General features: G+C 63.9%; 25 protein-coding genes. 8 read left to right on the top strand and 17 right to left on the bottom strand.

What is annotated here, in order from left to right:
* Window positions 1-30: 30 nt before the first annotated feature.
* Together BUE39_RS14565 and BUE39_RS14560 are read right to left on the bottom strand one after the other, a co-directional pair.
* Window positions 31-504: a DUF2244 domain-containing protein gene (locus BUE39_RS14565; RefSeq protein ID WP_073429371.1), complete on the bottom strand. Its 474-nt coding sequence runs from the start codon at window positions 502-504 to the stop codon at window positions 31-33.
* Window positions 505-807: 303 nt separating this feature from the next.
* On the bottom strand, window positions 808-1,773 hold the full coding sequence (locus tag BUE39_RS14560) for a methyltransferase domain-containing protein (protein ID WP_073429370.1): 966 nt from the start codon (window positions 1,771-1,773) through the stop codon (window positions 808-810).
* An 82-nt stretch (window positions 1,774-1,855) separates the two neighbouring features.
* On the opposite strand from BUE39_RS14560, the gene BUE39_RS14555 reads away from it, so the two are divergent.
* Both BUE39_RS14555 and trmL read left to right on the top strand, forming a co-directional pair.
* A complete protein-coding gene (locus BUE39_RS14555) occupies window positions 1,856-2,650 on the top strand; it encodes a ComF family protein (RefSeq protein WP_073429369.1) in 795 nt (264 codons plus the stop codon).
* Between the two features lie 18 nt (window positions 2,651-2,668).
* Entirely contained in the window at window positions 2,669-3,139 is a 471-nt protein-coding gene (trmL, locus tag BUE39_RS14550) for a tRNA (uridine(34)/cytosine(34)/5-carboxymethylaminomethyluridine(34)-2'-O)-methyltransferase TrmL (RefSeq protein WP_073429368.1), read from the top strand.
* Here the strand turns inward: trmL and BUE39_RS14545 are convergent.
* From BUE39_RS14545 to BUE39_RS14525, 5 genes are all read right to left on the bottom strand, one after another.
* Window positions 3,112-3,660, bottom strand: a complete 549-nt coding sequence (locus tag BUE39_RS14545; protein ID WP_073429367.1) for an O-acetyl-ADP-ribose deacetylase — start codon at window positions 3,658-3,660, stop codon at window positions 3,112-3,114. The genes trmL and BUE39_RS14545 overlap by 28 nt on opposite strands.
* A 109-nt stretch (window positions 3,661-3,769) precedes the next feature.
* Window positions 3,770-4,768, bottom strand: a complete 999-nt coding sequence (locus BUE39_RS14540; RefSeq protein ID WP_073429366.1) for an NAD(P)H-dependent glycerol-3-phosphate dehydrogenase — start codon at window positions 4,766-4,768, stop codon at window positions 3,770-3,772.
* Between the two features lie 22 nt (window positions 4,769-4,790).
* Complete coding sequence (gene secB / locus BUE39_RS14535) at window positions 4,791-5,261, bottom strand: protein-export chaperone SecB (protein ID WP_073429365.1); 471 nt, start codon at window positions 5,259-5,261, stop codon at window positions 4,791-4,793.
* A gap of 153 nt (window positions 5,262-5,414) precedes the next feature.
* Window positions 5,415-5,678 (bottom strand): glutaredoxin 3, encoded by a 264-nt coding sequence (grxC, locus tag BUE39_RS14530; protein ID WP_073429364.1) that lies wholly within the window; start codon window positions 5,676-5,678, stop codon window positions 5,415-5,417.
* On the bottom strand, window positions 5,675-6,100 hold the full coding sequence (locus tag BUE39_RS14525) for a rhodanese-like domain-containing protein (RefSeq protein WP_073429450.1): 426 nt from the start codon (window positions 6,098-6,100) through the stop codon (window positions 5,675-5,677). The genes grxC and BUE39_RS14525 overlap by 4 nt, the downstream gene beginning before the upstream one ends.
* A 137-nt stretch (window positions 6,101-6,237) precedes the next feature.
* On the opposite strand from BUE39_RS14525, the gene gpmA reads away from it, so the two are divergent.
* The 3 genes from gpmA to BUE39_RS14510 all read left to right on the top strand — a co-directional run bounded on the left by gpmA (window position 6,238) and on the right by BUE39_RS14510 (window position 9,807).
* Window positions 6,238-6,984 carry a 2,3-diphosphoglycerate-dependent phosphoglycerate mutase gene (gene gpmA / locus BUE39_RS14520; RefSeq protein WP_073429363.1) on the top strand — a complete coding sequence of 249 codons (747 nt, stop codon included), beginning with the start codon at window positions 6,238-6,240 and terminating at the stop codon, window positions 6,982-6,984.
* A 296-nt stretch (window positions 6,985-7,280) separates the two neighbouring features.
* Window positions 7,281-8,867, top strand: a complete 1,587-nt coding sequence (locus BUE39_RS14515) for a S41 family peptidase (protein ID WP_073429362.1) — start codon at window positions 7,281-7,283, stop codon at window positions 8,865-8,867.
* A 181-nt stretch (window positions 8,868-9,048) separates the two neighbouring features.
* On the top strand, window positions 9,049-9,807 hold the full coding sequence (locus tag BUE39_RS14510; protein WP_073429361.1) for a HesA/MoeB/ThiF family protein: 759 nt from the start codon (window positions 9,049-9,051) through the stop codon (window positions 9,805-9,807).
* Between the two features lie 76 nt (window positions 9,808-9,883).
* Here BUE39_RS14510 and ptsP read toward each other — a convergent pair whose 3' ends face one another.
* The 7 genes from ptsP to BUE39_RS14475 all read right to left on the bottom strand — a co-directional run bounded on the left by ptsP (window position 9,884) and on the right by BUE39_RS14475 (window position 17,580).
* The gene (gene ptsP / locus BUE39_RS14505; protein ID WP_073429360.1) at window positions 9,884-11,632 is read right to left on the bottom strand and encodes a phosphoenolpyruvate--protein phosphotransferase; all 1,749 of its coding nucleotides are present in this window, start codon (window positions 11,630-11,632) and stop codon (window positions 9,884-9,886) included.
* A gap of 247 nt (window positions 11,633-11,879) precedes the next feature.
* Entirely contained in the window at window positions 11,880-12,149 is a 270-nt protein-coding gene (locus BUE39_RS14500) for an HPr family phosphocarrier protein (protein WP_054035732.1), read from the bottom strand.
* Window positions 12,150-12,256: 107 nt separating this feature from the next.
* Window positions 12,257-12,775 carry a PTS sugar transporter subunit IIA gene (locus BUE39_RS14495; protein ID WP_073429359.1) on the bottom strand — a complete coding sequence of 173 codons (519 nt, stop codon included), beginning with the start codon at window positions 12,773-12,775 and terminating at the stop codon, window positions 12,257-12,259.
* 332 nt (window positions 12,776-13,107) lie between these two features.
* On the bottom strand, window positions 13,108-14,064 hold the full coding sequence (gene gshB / locus BUE39_RS14490) for a glutathione synthase (protein WP_073429358.1): 957 nt from the start codon (window positions 14,062-14,064) through the stop codon (window positions 13,108-13,110).
* Between the two features lie 101 nt (window positions 14,065-14,165).
* Window positions 14,166-15,455, bottom strand: coding sequence for a glutamate--cysteine ligase (gshA, locus tag BUE39_RS14485; RefSeq protein ID WP_073429357.1), 1,290 nt, complete (start codon window positions 15,453-15,455; stop codon window positions 14,166-14,168).
* 245 nt (window positions 15,456-15,700) lie between these two features.
* Window positions 15,701-17,197 carry an ammonium transporter gene (locus tag BUE39_RS14480; protein WP_073429356.1) on the bottom strand — a complete coding sequence of 499 codons (1,497 nt, stop codon included), beginning with the start codon at window positions 17,195-17,197 and terminating at the stop codon, window positions 15,701-15,703.
* Window positions 17,198-17,241: 44 nt separating this feature from the next.
* Window positions 17,242-17,580, bottom strand: a complete 339-nt coding sequence (locus tag BUE39_RS14475; RefSeq protein ID WP_006048089.1) for a P-II family nitrogen regulator — start codon at window positions 17,578-17,580, stop codon at window positions 17,242-17,244.
* A 395-nt stretch (window positions 17,581-17,975) separates the two neighbouring features.
* On the opposite strand from BUE39_RS14475, the gene BUE39_RS14470 reads away from it, so the two are divergent.
* Window positions 17,976-18,230 (top strand): accessory factor UbiK family protein, encoded by a 255-nt coding sequence (locus tag BUE39_RS14470; protein WP_073429355.1) that lies wholly within the window; start codon window positions 17,976-17,978, stop codon window positions 18,228-18,230.
* A 120-nt stretch (window positions 18,231-18,350) separates the two neighbouring features.
* Entirely contained in the window at window positions 18,351-19,946 is a 1,596-nt protein-coding gene (locus BUE39_RS14465; RefSeq protein WP_073429354.1) for a YifB family Mg chelatase-like AAA ATPase, read from the top strand.
* Between the two features lie 333 nt (window positions 19,947-20,279).
* Here the strand turns inward: BUE39_RS14465 and BUE39_RS14460 are convergent, their stop codons facing one another.
* Window positions 20,280-20,963, bottom strand: coding sequence for a hypothetical protein (locus BUE39_RS14460; RefSeq protein ID WP_073429353.1), 684 nt, complete (start codon window positions 20,961-20,963; stop codon window positions 20,280-20,282).
* A 188-nt stretch (window positions 20,964-21,151) separates the two neighbouring features.
* Here BUE39_RS14460 and BUE39_RS14455 point away from each other — a divergent pair, with 188 nt between their 5' ends.
* Window positions 21,152-21,682 (top strand): TlpA disulfide reductase family protein, encoded by a 531-nt coding sequence (locus BUE39_RS14455; RefSeq protein ID WP_073429352.1) that lies wholly within the window; start codon window positions 21,152-21,154, stop codon window positions 21,680-21,682.
* Window positions 21,683-21,759: 77 nt separating this feature from the next.
* On the opposite strand, the gene BUE39_RS14450 is transcribed toward BUE39_RS14455, so the two are convergent.
* Together BUE39_RS14450 and BUE39_RS14445 are read right to left on the bottom strand one after the other, a co-directional pair.
* Window positions 21,760-23,112 (bottom strand): sigma-54-dependent transcriptional regulator, encoded by a 1,353-nt coding sequence (locus BUE39_RS14450; protein ID WP_073429351.1) that lies wholly within the window; start codon window positions 23,110-23,112, stop codon window positions 21,760-21,762.
* Window positions 23,113-23,130: 18 nt separating this feature from the next.
* On the bottom strand, window positions 23,131-25,131 hold the full coding sequence (locus tag BUE39_RS14445) for a sensor histidine kinase (RefSeq protein WP_073429350.1): 2,001 nt from the start codon (window positions 25,129-25,131) through the stop codon (window positions 23,131-23,133).
* Between the last annotated feature and the right edge of the window lie 42 nt (window positions 25,132-25,173).

The raw sequence follows: 25,173 nt of genomic DNA, 5'->3' as shown, positions 1-25,173 counted from the left end.
CTCCCCGTGAACGCCGCGCGCTCGACACGTCTAGCAACGTGTGAGCCACATGCGCAGTTCGCCTGCGAACTGCGCGCGCCGATACTGCGCGAGATGTTGCCCGATCATGACCGTCTGCCCGCGCGAGATCAGTTTGATCTGCTCGCGCGGCGTTGCGCCCGCCTCGATCCGCACCCAGCGCGGATTGAATTCAAATTGCGTGAGCCGCTCGCCGCTGACCTGCTCGATCACGAGCCGGTTCTGAAACAGCCGGATGCGCTCGTAATCAACAGCATGACGCGCATAGATGGCAAACGCGACGCCCACCGCCAGCAATTCGATACCGGTGAACGGCAACACCAGCCAGGCGCCGACCAGAACCAGCATGAAAGCAATTGCCAACGAGAACAACGCAAGCGACACGTAGAGACATACGAACTGCCGTGGAGACATCGAACAGTTGCGCTTCATGATCCAGTCTTTGAGGACCGGTTCCGAATCCGCCAGCAGATCTGATGCTTCCATCGCAGCCTCCTGCGAATCCCCGGCTGCTGACAGTGCTCGCGACCACCATGCGGCCGCTCGCTACACCGCCGCGCCACTTCATTTTGCAGCCCTGCGTCTCGGGCCTGCCGCCCCAAATGTGGGAACTCCGGGCGACAAACTGACGCATTATAGGCGCGATCCATAGCATCCACAAGCAAGCCTCGGCTGGCTCACAAGCCAGGCGTGACAAGCCTCCGCGCCGTTTTGACGCACCTTTTGCGCGTCCTTCGAAGCGGTAATTTCGGGCATAACAGATGCCCGCTTTACCGCCTCGTTGATTCCTCAACGGTTCCTCGAGGAACCTCGTCCGATATCCTCGATCCGCACGATGCCATGACCTTCGGCCGTGGTGCGCGGCACGGCTTTCCATGCGTGTCCGTAGATCACCTCGAAGGTCAGCGCGATGGTGCCGTCCGCGCGCCGACGGGCTTCGAGCGCCCCGAGCAGTGCCTTGTGCAGCCTGCGTGCGGCGGCACTCGACGACGCTTCGCGCTCAAACGGATAGGCGCCCCAGCGGCGCACGTCCGCGAGCAGCGACTCGGGGGACTTGTAGGTGATCGTGAGCGTTTCCTGGTCCATCACTGGAATCTCGAAGCCGCTCTCGACCAGCATGTCGCCCAGATCATGCATATCGACAAAGTCGATCACGTGCTTGCGCATGACGACGCCGTGCGCGGCCTCGACTTCCGCATAGGCGCCGCGCAACTCCTTGAGCGAATCAGGGCCGAGCGTGCTGAACATCAGGAGCCCGTTGACCTTCAGCACCCGCTGCCATTCTGGAAAGACGAGATCGGGACGCGAATGCCAGTGCAGCGCGAGGTTTGACCAGATGAATTCGAAGGCGCCGGCCGCGAACGGCAGCGCCGAGAAGTCGGCCTGCGCGAATCGTGGGCCGCGGGCGCCGAGCGCCTTGCCGAGCGTTGCCGGCAGAAATCGCCGCCAACTCGTGTCGCCGGAATCGTGGCGCAGCGCGCGGCTGAGCATGCCATGCGAGAGATCGGAGCCGAACACCGGCGCCTCGGGAAAGCGCTCACGCAGCGCGGGAATGTCTTCGCCCGCCCCGCAGCCGGCATCGAGGACGCTCGCCGGCGTCACCTTGATGTAATCGAGACGCTCGCGCATGCGCTGGGCGATTTCGCGCGGCAGGAAGGCGACCTCGTCGAAGGTCGCGGCACGGCGGTCGAAAATCCGCCGCAGACGCCGGGAATCATAGGCCGGACGGCCGGATTGAGCGGAAGTTGGGGACATGAGTGTCGTACTGGCGTGGAGCCCGAAGTATACTCGTTCGCTTCCCTTCATTCAGTGCGAAAGGCCTTCGGGCGGTCGAATCATGCCATTCCGTCTGTTTTCTTCATTCCCCGGCGGTTCGACCACGCGCTTCGTTCGTTTTGCACACGGCTTGCGTTCGGCATGGCCGCATGTGACCCAAGCCGTGCTGCCGAATCTGTGCGCGTTATGCGGCGATTTGTCGCATAAGACACTGTGCGCCGGTTGCGACGAAGCGTATTGGAATGAAAGCCGATTGCGGTGCACGGTATGCGCCGAGCCCTTGTCCGAGATGCGAGCGGCGAGCCGTGCCTACTATCGCTGCGCGGAATGCATCGGTGAGCCGCCCTCGTTCGACGCGACCCTCGCGTTGGCGGATTACCGTCCACCGCTCGACGCGTTGGCGCTCGGCCTGAAATTTCGCGCCCGGTTGATGCTGGCGCGCGAGTTCGCGCTACGCCTCGCTCGGCTCGCGCAAGACTCGTGGCAGGACAGATCGGCGCGGCCCGATGTGATCGCGCCCGTGCCGCTCGCCCGCCAACGTCTCACCGAGCGCGGCTACAACCAGGCATGGCAAATCGCGAGGCCGTTGGCCCGCGCGCTGACTGTGCGCGGCAACGCCACCTTGCTGCATCGCGTGATCCATACCGCGCCGCAATCGCGGCTCGACCTGGAGGCGCGCCGGCTGAACGTGGGCCGCGCCTTCAAGGTGGCCGAACCGGTGCAAGGCCTGCATGTCGGCATCGTCGACGATGTGATGACGACCGGCGCCACGCTCGAGGCGCTGGCAAGCACGCTCAAAGCCGCCGGTGCGCGGCGGGTCACCAACTTCGTCGCGCTGCGCACACCGAAAAACTAGTCTCCACCTGGTCTCATCATGTTCAACGTCGTTCTCGTAGAACCGGAAATTCCGCCGAACACCGGCAACGTCATCCGTCTGTGCGCCAACACCGGCGCGCGGCTGCATCTGATCGAGCCGCTCGGCTTTCCGCTCGACGACGCCAGGATGCGCCGCGCGGGTCTCGACTATCACGAGTATGCGCAAATGAACGTGCATGCCGATTGGTCGGCGTTCGTCGCCAAGGAATCACCGGACCCGGCGCGTATGTTCGCCTTCACCACACGCGGCTCGGGTCGCTTTCACGAGCATGCGTTTCAATCCGGCGACTGGTTCGTGTTCGGCGCCGAAACGCGCGGCCTGCCCGACTCGGTGCTCGACCAGTTCGCCAACGAGCAGCGCGTGCGTCTGCCGATGCGCCCCGGCAATCGCAGCCTGAATCTGTCGAATACGGTGGCGGTGGTGGTGTTCGAGGCCTGGCGTCAGACCGGCTTCGAGGGCGGCGCGTGACGGCGCTTCAATTCGGCTTCGTAGCGCGCAAGCATTGCATCGTCGAAACAGGCGAATATCACCCGCTCGATCCGCGGCGCGCGCGGCAAGTTTTCGAGTACGGTGCCGACCGCAATCCGCACCGCTTCGTCGGCGGGGAAACGGTAGATGCCGCAGCTGATCGCGGGAAACGCGATGCTCTTGCAATCCGCCTCGCGCGCCACTTCGAGCGAACGCTGATAGCAGGACGCGAGCAGGTCGGCTTCGCCGTGCGCCCCGCCTCGCCAGACCGGGCCGACCGCATGGACCACATGTTTGGCAGGCAGGCGGTAGCCGCCGGTGAGCTTCGCGTCGCCGGTCGCGCAGCCGCCGAGCTGCTCGCATTCATGCAGCAACTCCTTGCCGGCCGCGCGATGAATCGCGCCATCCACGCCGCCTCCGCCTAACAACGACGTATTCGCCGCGTTGACGATCGCATCCACGCCGAGCGTCGTGATGTCGACCACGCGTGCTTCGAGCGTGCAACGATTGAAGGTGAACATGGGAACCTCGCTGGTCCGAAGCGTCGATAAAACGTGGACAGCGAGATGGGGCAACCGTTCAGCACTTTTGCGCGCTGAACGGTTGAAGACTCGAACTGTAAGGTGGCGCCTATTCGGCTTTGGAATCGCGCCGCAGCAGGGCGCTGACGGCGTCGCGAGGCGCTATGCCGTCGAACAGCACGGCGCACACCGCTTGCGTGATGGGCATCTCGATCGCGTGAGCGCGCGCGATCGCCAGCACGGCCTGCGCGCAACGCACGCCTTCGGCCACGTGACCGAGGCCGCCGAGAATGTCGTCGAGCGTACGACCCGCGGCGAGTTGCATGCCGACCGTGCGATTGCGCGACAGGTCCCCCGTTGCGGTGAGAATCAGATCGCCGAGGCCGGTCAAGCCGGTGAACGTTTCGGCCCGTCCGCCGAGCGTCACGCCCAGCCGTGACATTTCCGCGAGACCGCGCGTGATCAGCGCCGCGCGTGCGTTGAGACCGAGACCGAGGCCGTCGGCGATGCCCGTTGCGATCGCCAGCACGTTCTTCACCGCGCCGCCCACCTCCACCCCGACGACGTCGTCGCCGGTATAGATGCGCATGGCGCCGTGATGGAACGCGGCGACCGTGCGCTCGCGACATGCTGCCGACACACTCGCGATCGTCAGCGCAACCGGCAAGCCCTGGCCGACTTCGCGCGCGAAACTCGGACCCGAGAGTACGCCGTTGCTGCCATGCCCCGGCAGTTCGGCTGCGACCACCTGATGCGGCAACAACTGCGAGTCGGCTTCAAAACCCTTGCACAGCCAGATTACGTGCGCCGGCACCTTGCCCGCATCCCGCATCGCCTGAAAGAGACCGCGCAGTCCGGCCACGGGCGTTGCGACGACGCATAACGCGTCGTCGGCGAGCGCGTGATCGAGTGCCGCGCCCAGGTCAGCTTCATAGCGAAGTGCCGGCGGCAAGGCAACGCCCGCCAGGTAGCGGGCGTTTTCGCGCGAAGCGCGGAGCTCGGCGACGAGCGCTGGCTCGCGCGCCCACAACACCGTGTCATGCCGCGCGGCCAGATGGCCGGCGAGGGCCGTGCCCCATGCACCGGCGCCGAGTACGGCAACCTTCATAGCCGGCACCGCCCGTGGCGCGTTAATGCGTGACGCCGTTTTGCGCCGCGCCGTCCTGGCCGCCCATTTGCGCGAGACGTTGCTCGTACAGCGCCTGGAAGTTGATCTCGGCCAGATGGATCGGCGGGAAACCGGCGCGGGTAATTGCGTCGGCGATGTTCGAGCGCAGATACGGGAAAAGGATCGTCGGGCAGGCAATGCCGACCAGCGGATCGATCTGTTCGGCCGGAATGTTGCGGATGTCGAAAATGCCGGCTTGCTTGGCTTCGATGAGGAACGCGACCTTCTCCGACACCTTGGCCGTGACCGTGCCCGTGACGAGAATTTCGAACACGGTGTCGGCGAGGCGTTCGGCCTTCACGTCGACTTCGACTTCGACCGAGGGCATTTCCTGCTCGAGGAAGATGCCCGGCGAATTCGGCTGCTCGAGCGACATGTCCTTCAGGTAGATGCGCTGGATGTTGAAGAACGGCTGGTTATTCTCGTCGGACATGATTGAATGGTTCCCTGATGGATGTGCATAGCGGCGGCCCATGGCTTCAAGGGCCGCCAGATCGTTGCGGCGCATCGCCCGCCCTGTAAAGGCCGGGATGCGCCGGCTTGTATTTCACCCGCCCTGCTCATGCGGCGCGCGGGCGCCGCGAATTCAGGCGGCTTCTTCGAGCAGAGGCATCAAACCGCCCGCGCGATCGAGCGCGGAAAGGTCATCGTACCCGCCGACATGCGTCTCGCCGATGAACACCTGCGGCACCGTGCGGCGGCCGGTCCGCGTCATCATTTCCTCGCGGCGGGCCGGGTCCTTGTCGATCAGTACCTTCTCAACGTGCTCGACGCCGCGCGACTTTAAAAGACGTTCGGCCATCTGGCAATACGGGCACACCTGCGTGCTGTACATGATGACTTTATTCACTTGGCTACTCCTTGTTTCACCACCGGCATGCCGGCTTTCTGCCAGGCGTCGACGCCGCCTTCCAGAACGTGGACTTCGGCGTACCCTGCATCCTGAACGATACGCGCCGCCTTGTTCGACTGCTGGCCGTTCTGGCAGACCAGCAGCACCGGGTTGCTCTTGTTCTTCACAAGCTGCGCGACTTTCGCCTGCAGCTCCGCGAATTCAAGGTGCCGCGCCGCGGGCAAATGACCCTTGGCGAACTCGGCGGACGGCCGCAGATCGATGACCGCCGCGTTGCGCCGGTTGATCAGTTGCGTGGCTTCAGCGGCCGACAGGCCACCGCGGCCGCGCCGGCTGATCGTCGGCCACAGCAGCAACCCACCGGAGATGAGGACGATCGCGATCAGTACAAGGTTTGTGTAATCAGTGAAAAACTTCACGGAAAATCCGCCGAAAAAGAGAGAAATCGAAAAGGGCAATCCGGCCATTATAAAATAACCGTCTGACGCGATGGCGACGCTCCTCGCGAGCAAGCTCGCCGCGCTTTACCGCTTCCTTACTACCGACCGGCAATCTCATGTACAAACTCGTTCTCATCCGCCACGGCGAATCGACGTGGAACAAGGAAAACCGCTTCACGGGCTGGGTCGACGTCGACCTCACCGAGCAGGGTAATCGTGAGGCGCAGCAAGCGGGCGTGCTGCTGAAGGAATCGGACTACACGTTCGACATCGCCTACACATCGGTGCTCAAGCGCGCGATCCGCACCTTGTGGCACGTACAGGATCAGATGGATCTGATGTACCTGCCGGTGGTGCATTCGTGGCGTCTGAACGAGCGTCATTATGGCGCGCTGTCGGGTCTGAACAAGGCCGAAACCGCCGCCAAGTTTGGAGACGAACAGGTGCTGGTCTGGCGCCGCAGCTACGACACGCCGCCGCCGGCGCTCGAGCCGTCGGACGAACGCGCGCCCTACGACGATCCGCGCTATGCCAAGGTGCCGCGCGAGCAACTGCCGCTCACCGAGTGCCTGAAAGACACCGTGGCGCGAGTGCTGCCGCTGTGGAACGAGTCGATCGCGCCGGCCATCAAGTCGGGCCGCAAGGTGGTGATCGCGGCGCACGGCAACTCGATCCGCGCGCTGGTGAAGTACCTGGACGATATTTCGGACGCGGACATCGTCGGGCTGAACATTCCGAACGGCGTGCCGCTCGTCTATGAACTCGACGAGAACCTGAAGCCAATCAAGCACTATTATCTGGGCGATCAGGAAGCGATCGCGAAGGCGCAAGCCGCGGTCGCCAAGCAAGGCAAGGCGGGCTGATCGCGTCGTCCGGCCGCCGCCCTCCGATGAAAAATACGGCTGGGCGCGGCAAACGGCGCAGCCCCGCGCCGAACGGCAGAAACGCGGCTAGCATCGCCCAGGCGCGCTCGTGGCCGGCATCCGCCGCTTGCGGTGCATGCCTTCGGCGATGGAGCACATTCCGTCGAACCAGGCCCGGCATGTGCTGTCGAATCACGATTGCCCGCACCGCGCCCTGAGTGCGCGGGTGTGCAGTTATACTTGTCCGTCCCCATCTCTATCGACGCTGCCACGCGCTTCCGACCGCAACAGACTCTATGCGAAAGAACCTGAAAACTATCGGCCTGATTGCCGCGGGCCTTGCTACTGGCGCATTTGCCACCCTGCAACTCTCGGCCTCGGCCCAGCAACCCGCCAGCGCCACGGCAACCCCGCTGCCGCTGGACCAGCTCAGGCTCTTTGCCGAAGTGTTCGGGCAGATCAAGCATGAGTACGTCGAACCGGTCGACGACAAAAAGCTCCTCACCGCCGCGATCAAGGGCATGGTGTCGAGCCTCGACCCGCACTCGTCGTACCTCGACAAGACCGATTACGAAGAACTGCAGGAGCAGACCAAGGGTCGCTTCGCGGGGCTCGGCATCGAAATCTCGTCGGAAGACGGCCTGATCAAGGTGATCTCGCCGATCGAAGACACGCCGGCGTTCCGCGCTGGCATTCGCCCGGGCGACCTGATCACGCGTATCAACGACAAGCCCGTGCGCGGAATGACGCTCGACCAGGCGGTCAAGCAGATGCGCGGCGAGCCGGGCACCAAGGTCACGCTCACCATTTTCCGCAAGACCGACGACCGCACGTTCCCGCTCACGGTCACGCGCGCGATCATCAAGGTCCAGTCGGTCAAGATGAAGATCCTCGCGCCGGGCTATGCGTACGTCCGCATCACCAGCTTCCAGGAACGCACCACGCCTGACCTCGCCGCGAGGCTGCAGGACATCGCGCGTCAGCAGCCGAACCTGAAGGGTCTCGTGCTCGACCTGCGCAACAACGGCGGCGGTCTGCTGCAAAGCGCGGTCGGCGTCGCGGGCGCATTCCTGCCGCCGAATTCGGTGGTGGTGTCCACCAACGGGCAGATTCCGGATTCGAAACAGGTCTATCGCGACACCTACGACAACTACCGCTTGCAATCCTTCGACAGCGATCCGCTGAAGGACGAAGCGCCGATCTTCAAGACCGTGCCGATGGTCGTGCTGACCAACGCCTACTCGGCGTCGGCTTCGGAAATCGTCGCGGGCGCGCTGCAGGATCAGCACCGCGCGCTGATCGTCGGCAAGACCACCTTCGGCAAGGGCTCGGTGCAAACCGTCCGGCCCATGACGGCCGAAACCGCGCTGCGCCTGACCACGGCGTACTACTACACGCCGAGCGGCCGTTCGATTCAGAACAAGGGCATCCGTCCTGACATCGCGGTGGATCAATACGCCGAAGGCGATCCGGACGACGCGCTGGTCACTCGCGAAGTCGACTACTCGAATCACCTGGCGAACACCCAGGATCCGAACGAGAAGAAGGAAGCGGAACGGCGCGAACAGGAACGCATGGATCAGTTGCGCCAGCTCGAGGAGCAGAACGACAAGAAGACGCCTGAACAGCGTCAGAAGGATCGTGAGCGTAAGCCGGTGGAGTTCGGTTCGGGCGACGACTTCATGCTGCAACAGGCTTTGAACAAGCTGCAAGGCAAGACCGTGCAGGAATCGAAGTCGCTGACCGAGCGGCGTCTGGCACAGAACAAGCCGGCCACATCGGCCTCCGCGCCGGTGGCGGTGAAGCCGACTCAACCGGTTCCGGGCGCATCGGGTCCGGCTTCGGCGGCCGCACCGGCCTCGGCTCCGGCTCCGGCCAAGTAAGCAGCACCCGACGTGTCTTCGCAGCGAAACTTGCTGCGAAGACACGCCTCGGAACACGAAAAAACGCTCCAGCAAAACCCGCAGCAAGCCGCACCCTTCGCGCGATTAAAATAACAGCAACGAAAACGCGCGCCGCAAACCGCCGGTTGCGTCCCATTGCGCGACACTCACGCGCCCCGCCATGAACGACGACCAACTCCTCCGCTATTCCCGCCATATCCTCGTCGATGAAATCGGCATCGAGGCGCAGCAGCGCTTTATCGACGCGCACGCGATCGTCGTCGGCGCGGGCGGGCTCGGTTCGCCCGCTGCGATGTATCTCGCGGCGGCAGGTGTCGGCCATTTGACGCTGGTCGATGCGGATACGGTCGATCTCACCAATCTGCAACGGCAGATCCTGCACGTGACGGCATCGGTTGGCAGAAAAAAAGTGGAATCCGGGCGCGACGCGATCGCGCGGATCAATCCCGAGGTCGCGGTGAACGCGGTGGCGGAACGCGTCGACGACGTGTGGCTCGACCGCGAAGTGCCGCACGCGACTGTCGTGCTCGATTGCACCGATAACTTCGCGACGCGCCACGCGATCAATCGCGCCTGCGTGCGGCACGGCGTGCCGCTGGTGTCGGGCGCGGCACTGCGCTTCGACGGCCAGATCAGCACCTTCGATTTTCGTGACGAAGCGTCACCCTGCTACGCGTGTGTGTTTCCGGAAGACCAGCCGTTCGAGGAAGTCGCCTGCTCGACGATGGGCGTATTCGCGCCGACGGTCGGCATCATCGGTTCGATGCAGGCTGCGGAGGCGCTCAAAGTGATCGGGAAAATCGGCACGCCGCTGACGGGCCGCCTGACGATGCTCGATTCGCTGCGGATGGAATGGAACACGATGCGCATTGCGCGCCAGCCGGATTGCCCGGTGTGTGGTGAACAGCATCGGGACTGAGCATGCAAGACGCTGAATGAACAAACGCCGCAGATGTGCGGCGTTTGTTCATTCGAAGCCGATCCGGCAAACCTCGCTAAGCCAACGCCACGCGCTTGAGCGCGGCCTGCACTTCTTCGGGTTCGAACGAAGCCAGCACATCGGCCACCGGCTTTTCCAGCGTCTTCAGATGCGAGCGCAAAATTTCCTGCTTGACCACCAGCAGTTGACTCGGATGCATCGAGAACTCGGTGAGGCCCATGCCGAGCAGCAGGCGCGTCAACGCCGGATCGCCCGCCATCTCGCCGCATACCGACACCGGCACCCCCGCCCGCTTCGCCTCGCGCAGCGTGAACGCGATCAGATGCAGCACCGCCGGATGCAGCGGGTCGTACAGATGCGCGACCGAGTTGTCCGCGCGATCGATCGCCAGCGTGTACTGAATCAGATCGTTCGTGCCGATCGACAGGAAATCCAGTCGCTTCAAAAACAGCGGCAACGCGATCGCCGCAGCCGGAATCTCGATCATTGCGCCGACCTGCACGTTCGGATCGTAGGCCATGCCGGCATCGTCCAGTTGACGCTTGGCTTCGCGAATCAGATCGAGCGTCTGGTCGATTTCCTGCGCGTGCGCGAGCATCGGAATCAGGATCTTCACTGTGCCGAACGCCGACGCGCGCAAAATCGCGCGCAGTTGCGTGAGGAACATCTGCGGCTCCGAGAGGCTCCAGCGAATCGCTCGCAGCCCGAGAGCCGGATTCGCGGCGGTTTCGTAGCCATCGCCGCCGCCCATCGAGTCGAGCGGCTTGTCGGCGCCCACGTCGATCGTGCGGATCGTGACCGGCAAGCCGTTCATCAACTCGACCGCGCGACGGTACGCGCCGAACTGCTCCTCCTCCTCGGGCAAGCGGTCCTTGTGGTTCATGAACAGGAATTCGGTGCGAAACAGTCCGACACCCGTTGCGCCCGCATCGAGCGCCGCGCGCGCGTCGTCCGGCAGTTCGATGTTCGCGCACAGTTCGATACGCGTGCCGCACAGGGTTTGCGTCGGCGAGAATTTCAGGCGCTGCAGCTTGCGCTGTTCGAGCGCCTTTTCGCTTTGACGATACGAATACTCTTCCAGCACGATCGGCGCCGGATCGACGATCACGATGCCATGATCGCCGTCGACGATGATCAGGTCGTCCTGACGGATCAGCGCACTCGCGTGCTGCACGCCGACCGCGGCCGGAATGCCGAGACTGCGCGCGACGATCGCCGTATGCGAGGTGCGGCCGCCGAGGTCCGTGACGAAACCCTGAAACGTTTGCGTTTTGAATTGCATCATGTCGGCCGGCGCGATGTCGTGCGCAACCACGATCATTTCGTCGCACGCGCCGTGCACACCGTCCACCAGCGCCACCGACGCACCCGCGAGCGCCTTCAACACGCGCTCCACCACCTGCTCGATGTCGGCTTTGCGCTCACGCAGGTATTCGTCCTCGATGTCGTCGAAATGGCGCGACAGGCGCTCGAGTTGTTCGGTCAGCGCCCATTCCACGTTATAGCGGCGCGTGCGGATCAGGTCGATGGTTTCCTGCACGAGCATCGCATCGTTCAGGATCATTGAATGAACGTTGATGAACGCGCCCATTTCGCTGGGCGCGTCCGCGGCGAGGTCGGCACGCAGCGTGTCGAGTTCGCCATGAACGAACTGCTGGGCCGCACGGAAACGCTCGACCTCGCTCTCGATCTGAGCGGGTTCGATCAGGTAATGGTCTACGTCGAGTGCAGCCGGGGCGATCAGGTAAGCCCGCCCAATGGCGATACCGCGTGACACGGGAATTCCATGCAGCGTGAAGGACACGCGCACCTCCTCTAGTTGTGTGATGCCGCGGCAAACCGCTGCAGTGCTCTCAGACTCTCGTCGCCATTATAAATTCCACGCCCCTCGCGCGGGCGCCGGGGCTGTGTGCAGCGCAGCACGAATTGTCGCAGCCGCAACGATCGTCGTCGGTTTCATGGACGCCGAATCACCCATTGTCATGCGCTAAAAAAAACGCCGCGGACAGCCGCGGCGTGGTGGATGCTCTTCGCAACGTGGACGCGCAAGCTCACTGGCCCTCGCCGAATTTATCGGCGATCAGTTTCAACAGTGCGTCCATCGCTTCCTTTTCGTCGGTGCCTTCCGTTTCGATCAGCACGGTGCTTCCAATGCCTGCTGCCAGCATCATCACGCCCATGATGCTTTTGGCGTTGATACGGCGGCCGTTGCGGCTCATCCAGATTTCCGCCTGGTAGTTGCCGGCGAGTTGCGTCAACTTGGCCGACGCACGCGCGTGCAGCCCCAGCTTGTTCACGATGGTCGTTTCCTGTTGCAGCATGTGATGGTCCGAAGCGCGGGTAAGTGTTGTTGTGAAGGATGAAACTGCAAACCGGTTGCAATGCGTTTTGAAATCGCTTGACGCCCTTTGAACGCCGTTCGATCCGGTTACAAGCCCGTGGAGTCGGTTTTCTGGGTCAAATCGGCCTCGGGGGGCAAGGCGGGCAAACAGTCGCCAGCAGCGGCATCGGCGGGCAACGCGGGCGAACACGGTTCGCAAGCCGCGGCGGGCTGTGGGGTGGCCGGGCCGATTGCATGCACGCCCTTGGTGGCGCCGGCGAGCGCCTTGTCGACCAGCGTGTCGAGCGGCGTGGCGCGATAACAGACGGCACGCACCAGCATCGGCAGGTTCACGCCGCACAGCACGCGCACATTCGGCACCGACGCGAGCCGCCCGGCGATATTCGCCGGCGTGGCGCCGAACATGTCGGTGAGCACGAGCGCGCCGTTCTCTTCCTTGAGCCGCTCGATTTCCGAATTGGCGAACGAGACCATTTGTGCGGGATCGCAATCCGGCGATACGTCGATCACGCCGATGCGAGCCGGCAAGCCACCATAGATATGCGAAATGCAATCGCGCAACGCGGTGGCGAACGGAGCGTGCGCAATGATCAGAATGCCTGCCATGTCAGCCTTACTGCAAAAGAACGGCCCCAAACCGTGGACCGGGACGAGGCCCGGATCCCAAGCGCCCTCGACCGGCCGTGGGCCATGAGGGCCGGAACGCATCGTTTTGACGAGCGGCCCGCGACGCCCGGTCCAACCGGGACGCATGCGGAAAGCTGCTCGCTCACAGTCCGCAATCCATGCCCGTGACGTCCGGCTGACGCCACCGAGTCGGCTTGGCGCGGCGGAGCGGGCATTGTAGCAGGCTCATTTTCGCGCCAAAGCGGGCGTTTCGCCCCGCGCGGAGTTACTACATAGTTTGGGGGCCATGGCGTCCAATCAAGGGCAGTGCCTCAGCCGACCGCCCGCTCCAGCGCGTCGATGAACATGGCCGCGACGTCGAAGCCGGTCTGATCCATGATCTCGCGAAAACACGTCGGGCTCGTCACGTTGACTTCGGTCAGCCAGTCGCCGATCGCGTCCAGCCCGACTAGCAGCAAACCGCGCGCCGCCAGCACGGGCGCAAGCGTGCCGGCGATCTTGCGATCGTGATCGGTGAGCGGGCGCGCCACGCCCAGCCCGCCCGCGGCCAGATTGCCGCGCACCTCGTTGCCCTGGGGAATGCGCGCGAGCGAAAACGGCACCGCTTCGCCGCCGATCAGCAGAATGCGCTTGTCGCCTTCCTTGATCTCCGGAATGAATTTTTGCGCCATCACCGAGCGTGCGCCGTCGTGGCTCAGCATTTCGATGATCGAGCCGAGATTCATGCCGTCGGCCTTCACACGGAACACGCCCATGCCGCCCATGCCGTCGAGCGGCTTCAGGATCACATCACCGTGCTCTTCGTGGAAAGCGCGCAAGCGAGCCGCGTCGCGCGTGACCAAGGTCGGTGCGACGAACTCCGCGAACTCGCCGATCGCGAGCTTTTCCGAGTGATCGCGAATCGCCTGCGGCTTGTTGAAGATTCGCGCGCCGCCGCGTTCCGCCATTTCCAGCAGCCACGTCGACGTGACGTATTCCATGTCGAACGGCGGGTCCTTGCGCATCACCACCGCGCTGAAGCTTTTCAGCGAGCGTGGCGCGGCGGCCTCGGCAGCGTACCAGGTGTCGCGATGCAGATCGGTCACGTCGCCCGCGATCGCGAAGCGCCGCACGTTCGCCTCGACGTCGCCGCCCGTCCACGCCAGATGTTTCGGCTCGCACGTGTGAAGCGTGTGGCCGCGGCGCGCGGCCTCCGCCATCATCGCGTAGGTCGAGTCTTTATAGATCTTGAATTGCGTGAGCGGATCGGCGATGAAGAGAATGTCCATGAAGGTCCCGGTGCGCCCTGACGGGCTTGGCATTGAACGTCAATATACTCGTTGAAAATGACGATGGCGGCACGCATGCCGCCATCGGCCACCCAAGGTGGTTAGACCTGAATCGCTTCGGGATCGGTCTTTTCCAGTTCGACCGATGCGGCCAGCAACCCGAGCCGCGCCACCACCCCATACATGTAGAAGCGGTTCGGCGGCGCCGCGCCGGGCTTCGCGTGCGCATCCGGCAGCGCGGTATGCTCGAAGCCGAGCGGCACGAAGTGCATGCCCGGCGCGTTCAGATTCTGATCGCGCTCGCGGCTGCCGTGCACGCGGTAGAAGCCGCCCACCACATAGCGGTCGATCATGTACACGACCGGCTCGGCGACCTCTTCGCCGATCCGCTCGAAGGTGTACACGCCTTCCTGCACGATCACGTCGTGCACTTCGAGGCCGTCTTTCGTGGCCGCCATCTTGGCGCGTTCGCGCTTGGTGAGCGCGGCCACTTCCGACGCGTCGTGCACGGTCATCACGCTCATGCCGTAGGTGCCCGCGTCAGACTTGATGACGACATACGGTTTTTCGGAGATGCCGTACTCGCGATACTTCTTGGCGATCTTTTTCAGAACGCCGTCGATCGCATCGGCCAGCGCTTCCTCACCGGTACGCTCCTGGAAATCGACGCCTTCGACGTGCGCGAAGTACGGATTGATCATCCACGGATCGATCTCGACCATCTTGGCGAATTTCTTCGCAACGTCGTCATAGCAGGAGAAATGCGTGGATTTGCGCCGAACCGCCCAACCGGCATGCAACGGCGGCAGCAGATACTGCTCGTGCAGATTTTCCAGCACGGGCGGAATGCCGGCGGAGAGATCGTTGTTCAGAAGAATCGAGCACGGATCGAAGTTCTTCAGGCCGAGCCGCCGCGGCGTGCGCTCGAGCGGTTCGAGCACGAGCTTCTGCCCGTCGGAGAGTGCGATCGTGACCGGCCCGACGATGCTTTCGTCGAGCGTGCCGAAACGCACGTTCAGGCCGGCCTGGCGCATGATCGCGGCCAACCGGGCGACGTTCTCGAGATAAAACGCGTTGCGGGTGTGGCGCTCGGGAATCACGAGCAGGTTTTTCGCGTCCGGGCAGATCTTCTCGATCGACGCCATCGCGGCCTGCACGGCGAGCGGCAACACTTCCTGCGGCAGATTGTTGAATGCGCCGGGGAACAGATTGGTGTCGACCGGAGCCAGCTTGAAACCCGCATTACGCAGATCGACCGAACAGTAGAAAGGCGGCGTGTGCTCCTGCCATTCGAGCCGGAACCAGCGTTCGATAGCGGGCGTAGCGTCGAGGATCTTCCGCTCGAGGTCGAGCAGCGGGCCGTTTAACGCCGTAACTAGGTGCGGAACCATTGATCACTCGCAGACTGGAGAAAAAAGATTGTAGAGCAAATGCTTTGCCCATTTGGGGACGGTTTCTCCATTCGCAAGCCGATACGAATGCATTCTCACTATCGTCATGATAGGTGGGGAAAACTGTTGCTCACAAGACGGAACAACTCTTTCAGCAAGAAAAAAGCCCGCCATGAAGGCGGGCCAAAGTCGCTGTGCTTGATTCTGATTGTTCAAGCCCTGAAGCCGGGCTTGCGCATGTTTTCTTATTCGACGTGTTCGCCGTGCAGGGTCACGTCCAGACCTTCGCGTTCCTGTTCTTCCGTCACGCGGATGCCCATCACCATGTCGATGACCTTCAGCAGGATGAAGCTCACGACGCCGCTGTAGACCAGCGTCGTCACCACGCCCTTGGCTTGCAGAAGGACGCTGCCGTCGAAGCCGCCGATGTCCTTGACCGCGAACACGCCGGTCAGGAGCGCACCCACGATACCGCCGATGCAGTGCACGCCGAACGCGTCGAGCGAATCGTCGTAGCCGAGCTTGTGCTTGAGCCACGTTGCCGACCAGAAGCAGACCACGCCGGCCACGATGCCGATCACCAGCGAACCCGTCATGCCGACGAAGCCCGAAGCCGGCGTAATCGCCACCAGACCCGCCACCGCGCCCGACACGATACCGAGCACCGACGGCTTACCCTTGGCCGCCCATTCGGCGAACATCCATGCCAGCGCTGCCGCCGCCGTTGCGATTTGCGTCGCGAACATCGCGAAACCGGCACGGCCGTCAGCCGCCACCGCGGAACCCGCGTTGAAGCCGAACCAGCCCACCCACAGCATGGACGCGCCGATCAGCGTGAGCGTCAGGTTGTGCGGGGCCATCACTTCCTTGCCGTAGCCGACGCGCTTACCGAGGACGAGGCAGCAGACCAGACCCGCGACACCCGCGTTGATGTGCACCACCGTGCCGCCCGCGAAGTCGAGGATGCCGGCGCTAGCCAGCCAGCCGGTCGGTTCCCAGACCATGTGCGCGATCGGCGAGTAGACGATGATCGACCACAGCGTCATGAACACCAGCATCGCCGAGAATTTCATCCGGTCGGCAAACGCGCCGGTGATCAGCGCCGGCGTGATGATCGCGAACGTCATCTGGTAGACGAAGTAGACCGTTTCCGGGATCGTCTGGGCCAGATGGCTGACGGTCAGCGTCGTGGCCTTGTCGCCCTTGATGTAGTTCATGCCGGACATGAATACGCGCGAGAAGCCGCCGATGAACGAGCCGCCCGGCGTGAACGCGAGGCTGTAGCCCACCACGCCCCAGATGATCGTCACGAGGCAGGTGATCGCGAAGCTTTGCATCAGCGTGGCGAGCACGTTCTTCTTGCGGACCATGCCGCCGTAGAACAGCGCGAGACCGGGGATCGTCATGAACAGAACGAGCGCGGTGGAGGTCAGCATCCAGGCGGTATCGCCCGAATTGATCTTCGACGAATCGACCGAGAACGGCGCGGTCGGCGCGGCCGGTGCGGCGTCCGATGCCGCGGGTGCGGCTGCGGCGCTGGCGGCCGGGGCGGCGGAAGCGTCCGCTGCCGGCGCCGAGGCCGCGGCCGGAGCCGATGCGTCCGCTGCCGGCGCGCTGGCGGCCGTATCGGAAGCAGCGGCCGAGGCGGCTGCCGGGGCGGAAGCGTCGTCCGCGAGGGCGGCGCCGATACCGCCCGCGAGCAGCGAACCGGCCATCAGCAAGGACATCAATAATTTGCGCATCTTTCGTTTCCTCTTATCGCTATCTGTGTCGCTATCTTTTAGTGTTACAGGGCGTCCGCGCCGGTCTCCCCGGTGCGGATTCGAATCACCTGTTCGATCGGCGTGACGAAAATCTTGCCGTCGCCGATTTTGCCGGTGCGTGCCGCGCGCTCGAGTGCCTCGATCGCCTGGTCGACGATGTCGTCCGAGACGGCTGCCTCGATCTTCACCTTCGGCAGGAAATCGACGACGTATTCAGCGCCCCGATACAGTTCCGTATGGCCCTTCTGACGGCCGAACCCTTTCACTTCCGTCACCGTGATGCCCGAGACGCCGATGGCCGACAAGGCTTCGCGCGCCTCATCGAGCTTGAACGGCTTGATGATTGCGGTAATGAGCTTCATGAAATCCTCGCTAAGTTGCGTAACCCGTTCGTAACCTGTTTGCGTACCCGTAACCCCTTCGCGTGGTCTCGTTCCGCTGTCGGCAAAACGCTACCGGCAGTGCGCGCGGGGCAGTAACAGCAACTCGCATGCCATGTTGTGTCAGACTTCGCGTGGGGCACGCTGCGCAAGGGCTCAAGCGTGCCTGGCCGGACGGCCAACGTTGTCGGCGCACGCTGGCGCGGCTTATTGATCGTTGCTAGAGTGTTCTGACGGCGTGGAACAGCCCGATGCGCACCAAAGCCGCCCATGAGGACACCTCATACCACCGGTCATGCACCAAGGTTGAGCATTTCGCGCAGCAAGGCACAGCCGCAATGAAACATGCACACTTTCCGTGCAGAAAAGGGAACACCATGAAACAACCGAACGATGTCTTCAACGACTTTCAGGCCCGCATGAGCGAGCTGTTCAAGAACTCACCGGCCAAGGACGTCGAACGCAATTTGAAAGCCATGCTGTCGCAAGGCTTCTCGAAACTCGACCTGGTCACGCGCGAGGAATTCGATACGCAGACTCAGGTGCTGGTGCGCACGCGCGCTCGCCTGGAGGAACTGGAGCGCCGCGTCGCCGAACTCGAGCAGAAGCTGCCGGTCACGCAAACGCCGTAAGGCTTTGCTCGCCGCGCATTAGCTGCGCAGTGCTGCACATCACTGGCAAGCGAGCCGTGACGTCATCAGCGTTTTAGGGGACTTGCGCGCACCCCGGCGCGCTGTCCGACGGGAGAAAACATGTCGCTTGCCGTGGTGCGCAGTCGCGCGCCGGCCTCTGGCCGCGCGCCCGAAGTTACCGTCGAGGTTCACCTCGCCAACGGATTACCCTCTTTCTCGATCGTCGGCCTGCCCGATCTGGAAGTGCGCGAAAGCCGCGAGCGCGTACGCGCGGCGCTGCAGAACTGCGGCTTCGACTTTCCTGTGCGGCGTATTACCGTCAACCTCGCTCCCGCCGATTTGCCAAAGGAGTCCGGCCGCTTCGATCTGCCGATCGCCTTGGGCATTCTCGCGGCGAGTGGCCAGATTCCGGCTGAATCCCTGCTGCAGCGTGAATTCGCCGGCGAACTGTCGTTGACCGGCGCGCTACGGCCGATGCGCGGCGCTTTTGCGATGGCGTGCGGCACGGCGCGCGGCGGCGTCGCGCATGGCAGCGGCGCCGCACTTTCCGTCACACCGGGCGAGTTCGCGGCAGCCGGTTTGCCGGCACCGCACACGCCGCAACTCTATCTGCCGGTCGCAAGCGCCGCGGAAGCGGCGCTGGTGCCCGGCGTCGACGTCTATGGCGCCGCCGATCTGCCATCGTTATGCGCGCATCTGGCGGGCGCGCCCGACGCGCGGCTCGACCCTGTCGCCGCACCCGACCTCGGCGAAACGGCGCCAGTCGCCGCACCTGACATGAGCGACGTGATCGGCCAGCGCGGCGCGCGCCGCGCGCTGGAAGTCGCGGCGGCGGGCGGACATCATGTCCTGCTGATCGGGCCGCCCGGCGCCGGCAAGTCGATGCTCGCCGCCCGTTTGCCGAGCCTGCTGCCGCCCATGACCGACGACGAAGCGCTCAGCTCCGCCGCGCTGCTATCCGCGAGCCGGGCCGGTTTTACTCCCTCGCAATGGCGGCAACGGCCGTTTCGCGCGCCGCATCATTCATCGAGTGCCGCGGCGTTGGTCGGCGGCCGCAACCCACCGCAACCGGGCGAGATCACGTTGGCGCATTTGGGCGTGTTGTTTCTCGACGAATTGCCCGAATTCGATCGCCACGTGCTGGAAACGCTGCGTGAACCGCTGGAAGCGGGTCGCATCACGATCTCACGCGCCGCCTTGCAGGCGGATTTTCCGGCGGCTTGCCAATTGATCGCCGCGATGAATCCCTGCCCGTGCGGATGGCGCGGCGACCCCAACGGCCGCTGTCGCTGCACGCCGGAGATCGCCGCGCGCTATCTGCGCAAACTGTCGGGGCCGTTGCTGGACCGCATCGATATCCAGCTCGAAATTCCGGCGCTCACGCCGGCTGAGTTATCGGCCCGATCGACTGCGACGGGCGAGACGAGCGCCACGATCGCAGAGCGGGTGAACGCCGCGCGCGAACGGCAACTGAGCCGGCAGGGCAAAACCAACCGCGAACTGAGCGGGCGCGAGGTGGACGAAGTCTGCCGGCCGGACGCAACGGGCGAAGCGCTGCTGCGCGAGGCAGGCGAGCGCTTCGGCTGGTCCGCGCGGGCTTATTACCGCGTGCTGAAGGTGGCCCGGAGCATCGCCGATCTCGCGGGCGCCGCCATGCCGAGCGCCGCGCAAATCGGTGAAGCCGTCCAATATCGCCGGGCGTTGAGCCCGATATAAAGCGAAAAACATGCTGTCAAGACTTGACTTATGCACATTCGCGCGTTCCTGCAAACTTTTGAAACATGTGAAAGGTGCGGCGCGCGATTCAACGAAAGACCGTTGATTCGATTGCGTTTTTTCAACCGGCGCGGGCGAAGTGAAACTGACGGAGTGCCCACCGGATGGGCATTTGCGGCAATTAAAGCGGAGTTCTCAACAGAGTTATCCACAGGGCGTCTGCGCAACGGGAAAACTTCAACGTAAACCGGCAATTAGCGCACGATGCTGCGAAGGAACTTTCACTGTGCATGAAGAACCGGCGCGACGCCTCGTCGGCCAAAACTACCGTTTTTAATACAGATGGAACGACGAAAAGAATTGATCGATCTGCTCCTGTTGCAATGGTTTCGACGTAATGATTGCGGCTTGATAAACGTGCCGCCCGCGTGCTGCCAGCCGTGCATAGACGGTGCGCGATTCATGCTGGGAACCGGCCTCGCCGCTCACTTTCATTTCCAGCCCCAGCACCTGGCCGCCTGCGGCAAGCGGGATTTGCACCGCATGGGTGACGGGCGCGGCGCCCACGTTATGGGCAAGACCGGTGCGCAGGAATTCGAGCACGGCGCGCTGCGTCGTCTCGTCGTCGTTCGGCAGCATCACGGTGCCCACCGCGAATACGGCGTCGCCTGCTTCGGCGGTCTGCATCGCCATCTGCATCGGCGTGCCGTCGATCTGCACCGTTCGCTGATCGTTGCCCGGCTTGGCAGGCAGGTCGATGGTGTAGCCGTTGTCGCTGTTCGCCACGGTGCGCCAGTCGAAAGCGGGCGAACATGCCGACAAAGCCGCGCCGAGTGCCAGCATGCAGGCCGCCGTGCCGATCACCGTCCGGGCCCGCCGGGAGCGCAAAGTGCCGTCGGCGGAACGACAGTCAGTCGAAAAACGGTCTTGCGAGCGGCGAACGAACGGGCGGACAGAAGAAATTCGAGCGAACAGATGGAAAACGCGATGAAAAACGAGCGAAACGGTTCGGAACATGGGGCGGAAGATCGGACTGACGGAAGCGGAAAACCCTATTATCCGCTCCCGGCCCGCGTCCTGCCGCGCCGACGGATTGGGGCTACAATGGCGGCAGTCATGCTGCGCCGGGCTGAAAAGCCCGAACCGGCGCACTGTTCCGCGCGTTCCGCGCGACTCTCGAGGTTCCGTTCATGAGTTCCACCCCAATGAGCACCACCCCGTCCACCGCCGCCCGGCGCGCGAGTCCGGTTCGCTACGTCATCATCGCCGCCGTGGCCGTCGCAATCGCGATCGCCGGCTATTTCGCGTTTGCGGGCCAGCAGCGCGTACCCGACGCCACCTTCACGCTGCTCTCCGGCCAAAAAATCTCGACCGCCGACCTGAAAGGCAAGGTTTATCTGGTCAACTTCTGGGCGACGAGCTGCGACACCTGCATGAAGGAAATGCCGCAGATGGTCCAGACGTACAACCGCTTCAAGGGCCAAGGGCTTGAATTCGTCGCCGTCGCGATGAGTTACGACGCGCCGATGTACGTGACCAACTACACGCAAACCCGTCAGTTGCCGTTCAAGGTGGCCATGGACGACGGCTCGGCCGCGAAGCAGTTCGGTAACGTCCAGCTCACGCCCACCACGTTCCTGGTCGACAAGGACGGCAAGATTCTGAAGCGCTACGTCGGCGAGCCGCAATTCGCGGAACTCGACAAGCTGCTGGAAAAAGCGCTGAACGCCGCCTGAACGCAGGCGAAGTTCCTACGCTCCAACCTGACTCAAACGCGCCGGCCTGGCATCTCCTTGGCCGGCGCTTCAAATCCTCACCGCTCCCCTTCCCCCTTGGCCGCGAGGCCATACCGCTTGATCTTCTCGTAGAGCGTCGCCTTGCCGAGCTGCAGCTTGTCCGCCGCGACCGCGACTACACCGCCCGTCTGCTCCAACGCCTCGGCGATCACCGCGCGCTCGAACTGCTCGACGCGTTCCTTCAGCGGCTGAGTGGGCGCGCCGTCATCGGCGAAGGACATCACCGGATCTTCGGCGACGCCGAGCACGAAACGGTCGGCGGCATTGCGCAACTCACGCACGTTGCCCGGCCAGTCGCGCTGCATCAGGCTCGCGCGCTGACGATCGGTGAGGATCGGCGCCGGGCGTTGATAGCGCACGGCCGCGTCGAGTAGAAAGTGCTCGAAGAGCGGCACGATGTCCTCGCGCCGCTCGCCCAACGGCGGCAACGCGATCGTCACCACATTCAGCCGGTACAGCAGATCGCGGCGGAACGAGCCGTCCGCGACATGCTCGGCCATGTCGCCTTTCGCCGCGGCAACCACGCGGCAATTCACGCGGATCGGCTGATTCGAGCCGAGCCGTTCCAGCACGCCGTCCTGCAGCACGCGCAGCAGCTTGACCTGCAACGCGAGCGGCATGCTTTCGATTTCGTCGAGAAACAGCGTGCCGCCCGACGCATGTTCGAGCTTGCCGATGCGGCGCTTCGCCGCGCCGGTGAAGGCGCCCGGTTCGTAGCCGAACATTTCCGACTCGAACATCGGCTCCGGCAGCGCGCCGCAATTCACCGCGATAAACGGCTTGTCACGCCGCGGCGACAACTCGTGCAGACTGCGCGCGATCAATTCCTTGCCCGCGCCGGTGTCGCCGTTGATGAGCACCGATGCATCGGTCGGCGCAACGTTCGCGATCAGCCGCCGCACCTGCTCGATCGCCGGGCTGCGGCCGATGATGCGCGGCGCCACCGAATTCTGTTCCGCCAACTCGCGCCGCAGCGCGAGGTTTTCGAGCACCAGCTTGCGGCGCTCCAGCGCGCGCCGCACGGTTTCGATCAGACGTTCGGACGCAAACGGCTTTTCGATGAAGTCATACGCGCCGTCGCGCATCGCCTGCACGGCCATCGAAATATCGCCGTGACCGGTGACCAGAATCACCGGCACGTCGGGCGCACGCTCGTGGCATTGCGCGAGCAGATCGAGACCGCTCGCGCCGGGCAAGCGAATATCGCTGACGATCACGCCGGAGAAATCCGCGCTGATCGTCTTCGCCGCGGATTCCACCGACGCATGGCCGATCACGTCGAAGCCGGCGAGTTGCAAACTCTGCACGCTGGCGCGCCGCACGAGTTCGTCGTCTTCGATATACAGCACTTGCAAGCCGTGGTTCACCATTGTCGTTTTCCGTCTGATTCAGGAACCCGTCGTCAGCGGGTCTGATGTATGGCTCGTTTGCACGCCAGCGCGGCGCAGCGTCAACACGAATAATGCGCCGCCGTGCGCCGCGTTGCGCGCCACCAGCGTCCCTCCGCAATCGCGGGCGATCGACGACGAAATCGCGAGGCCGAGGCCAAGCCCTTGCCCCATTTCCTTGGTGGTGAAGAACGGTTCGAACAGGCGCGGCAGCACGTCTTCGGGAATGCCCGGACCATTGTCGCTCACGGCGAACGACAAGCTCGCCTCCGCGACTTCGATCTCGATCGAAATGCGCGGCGGACTCATGCCAGCGGTTGCATCCAGCGCATTGCCGAGCAGATTGATCAGCACCTGTTCGAGCCGCAAGTCGTCGCAATGGGCGATCAGTTCGGGATGGTCGTCGGAGAGGTTCAAGGGCGCGCGCGCGCCGCTGTCGGCGTCGAGCAAGGCGAACTCCATTTCCACGCCTTGCAAGCGCTTTTGCAGCAAACCGATCACGTTGCGCAGCGCCCGCACGACCGGCGCGCGCGCATTGCGCGGCCGCGCTCGTCCGACGAACAGCTTCAACTGATTGGTGATCTTGCCCATGCGCTCGGTGAGCGAGGCGATTGCTTCGAGGTTGTCGCGCGCCGACGCGTGGTCGCCGCGATCGAGCAGCACACGCGTGTTGTCCGAGAATCCACGCAATGCCGCGAGCGGCTGATTCAATTCGTGCGTGATGCCGGCCGCCATCTGGCCGAGCGCGGCGAGCTTGCTCGCCTGGATCAGCTCGTCGTGCGCGGCGCGCAGTTCCTGTTCGGCGCGCGTGCGTTCGGCGACTTCCTTCTGCAATTGCTCGTTCGCCTGCGAAAGATCCGCGGTGCGCTCGGCGACCCGCCGATTCAATTCGGCGTAGGCCTTTTGCAGCAGCGCGCGGCTTCTCATCACCTCGCGCACGCGAGCGCGGCGCATTCTCCAGTAGAACGCGAGCAGCACGAGCGATAGGTAGCCGAAGCCCGTGACGATGGTCGCGTTGCGCGCGTCGGCGTCGACCGGATCGACGGGCGACATCGTGATCAGATGCCAGTCCGGTTCGCCCATGCCGCGCCGCGACGCGAGGTAGCGCGGCGCATAGCGGCCGCCGCCGATGCGCACGATCTGCGCGTTGCCTTCGAGCGTGCGCTCGATCGTCACCGGCAGCGGCGCGATCGGCTGCTGCGCGTACTGACGCGCCTGGTAGATCGAATCGGCGACCTGGCCCGACAGCGGCCGTATCGTGTGATATTTCCACGCGGGCACGGCGGACAGAAAGATCACGCCATGATCGTCGGTGACGACGAGCGGCTCGGACGCATCCGCGCTCTGAAACCATTCGAGATCGAGTTTGACGACCGCCACGCCGACGATCTTGCCCGCGCGCCGCACCGGCTGCGAAATGTAGTAGCCCGGCGCCTGCGAGATCGTGCCGATGCCGAAGAAGCGGCCCACGCCGCCTTTGACCGCATCGAGAAAATACGGCCGGAAGTGATAGCCCGCGCCGATGAAACTGCCCGGCCCGCGCCAGTTGCTCGCGGCCACGCAGTACCCGTTGAGCGGAATGATGTAGGTGACCGTCGCGCGCGCGTGACGGTTGAGGTCTTCGAGATAGTGATTGGCGCGCTCGACGTTGGCCGGAGTCGGATCGACCAGCACGTCTTGCACGCTGGGATGTTCGGCCAGCAGATAGGGCAGCGATTCGTAGCGCTCCAGCGTGCTCTTCAGCGCGCTGGTGGTGCGGTCGACGCGCACTGCGGCGTTGCGCCGCAAGTCGTCGATCCCGCTTTGCCACGCGACGCTGTAAGTGAGCCCGCACGCCGCCACGAGCCCGGCGACGAGCGCGAAGAGGATCAGCAGGCGGCGCGTCACGTTGGCAATATCCGATCGGTGAGGATCAGTTATTGTGGCATAAGGCGACACGCCGTCGGCGCGAGCTTCGTCGGCCGACGGCGTGGGGTTGCGGCTCGCGGCCACCGGTTTCATGCGAGGTGTCCGCGGCCGTGAGCGTCGTGGTTCTGGCAGCCG

This window comes from Paraburkholderia terricola (assembly GCF_900142195.1).
GTDB classification, from domain to species: domain Bacteria; phylum Pseudomonadota; class Gammaproteobacteria; order Burkholderiales; family Burkholderiaceae; genus Paraburkholderia; species Paraburkholderia terricola.
Note: the sequence above shows the minus strand (reverse complement) of the source record. Positions and strands in the feature narration are given on the sequence as shown.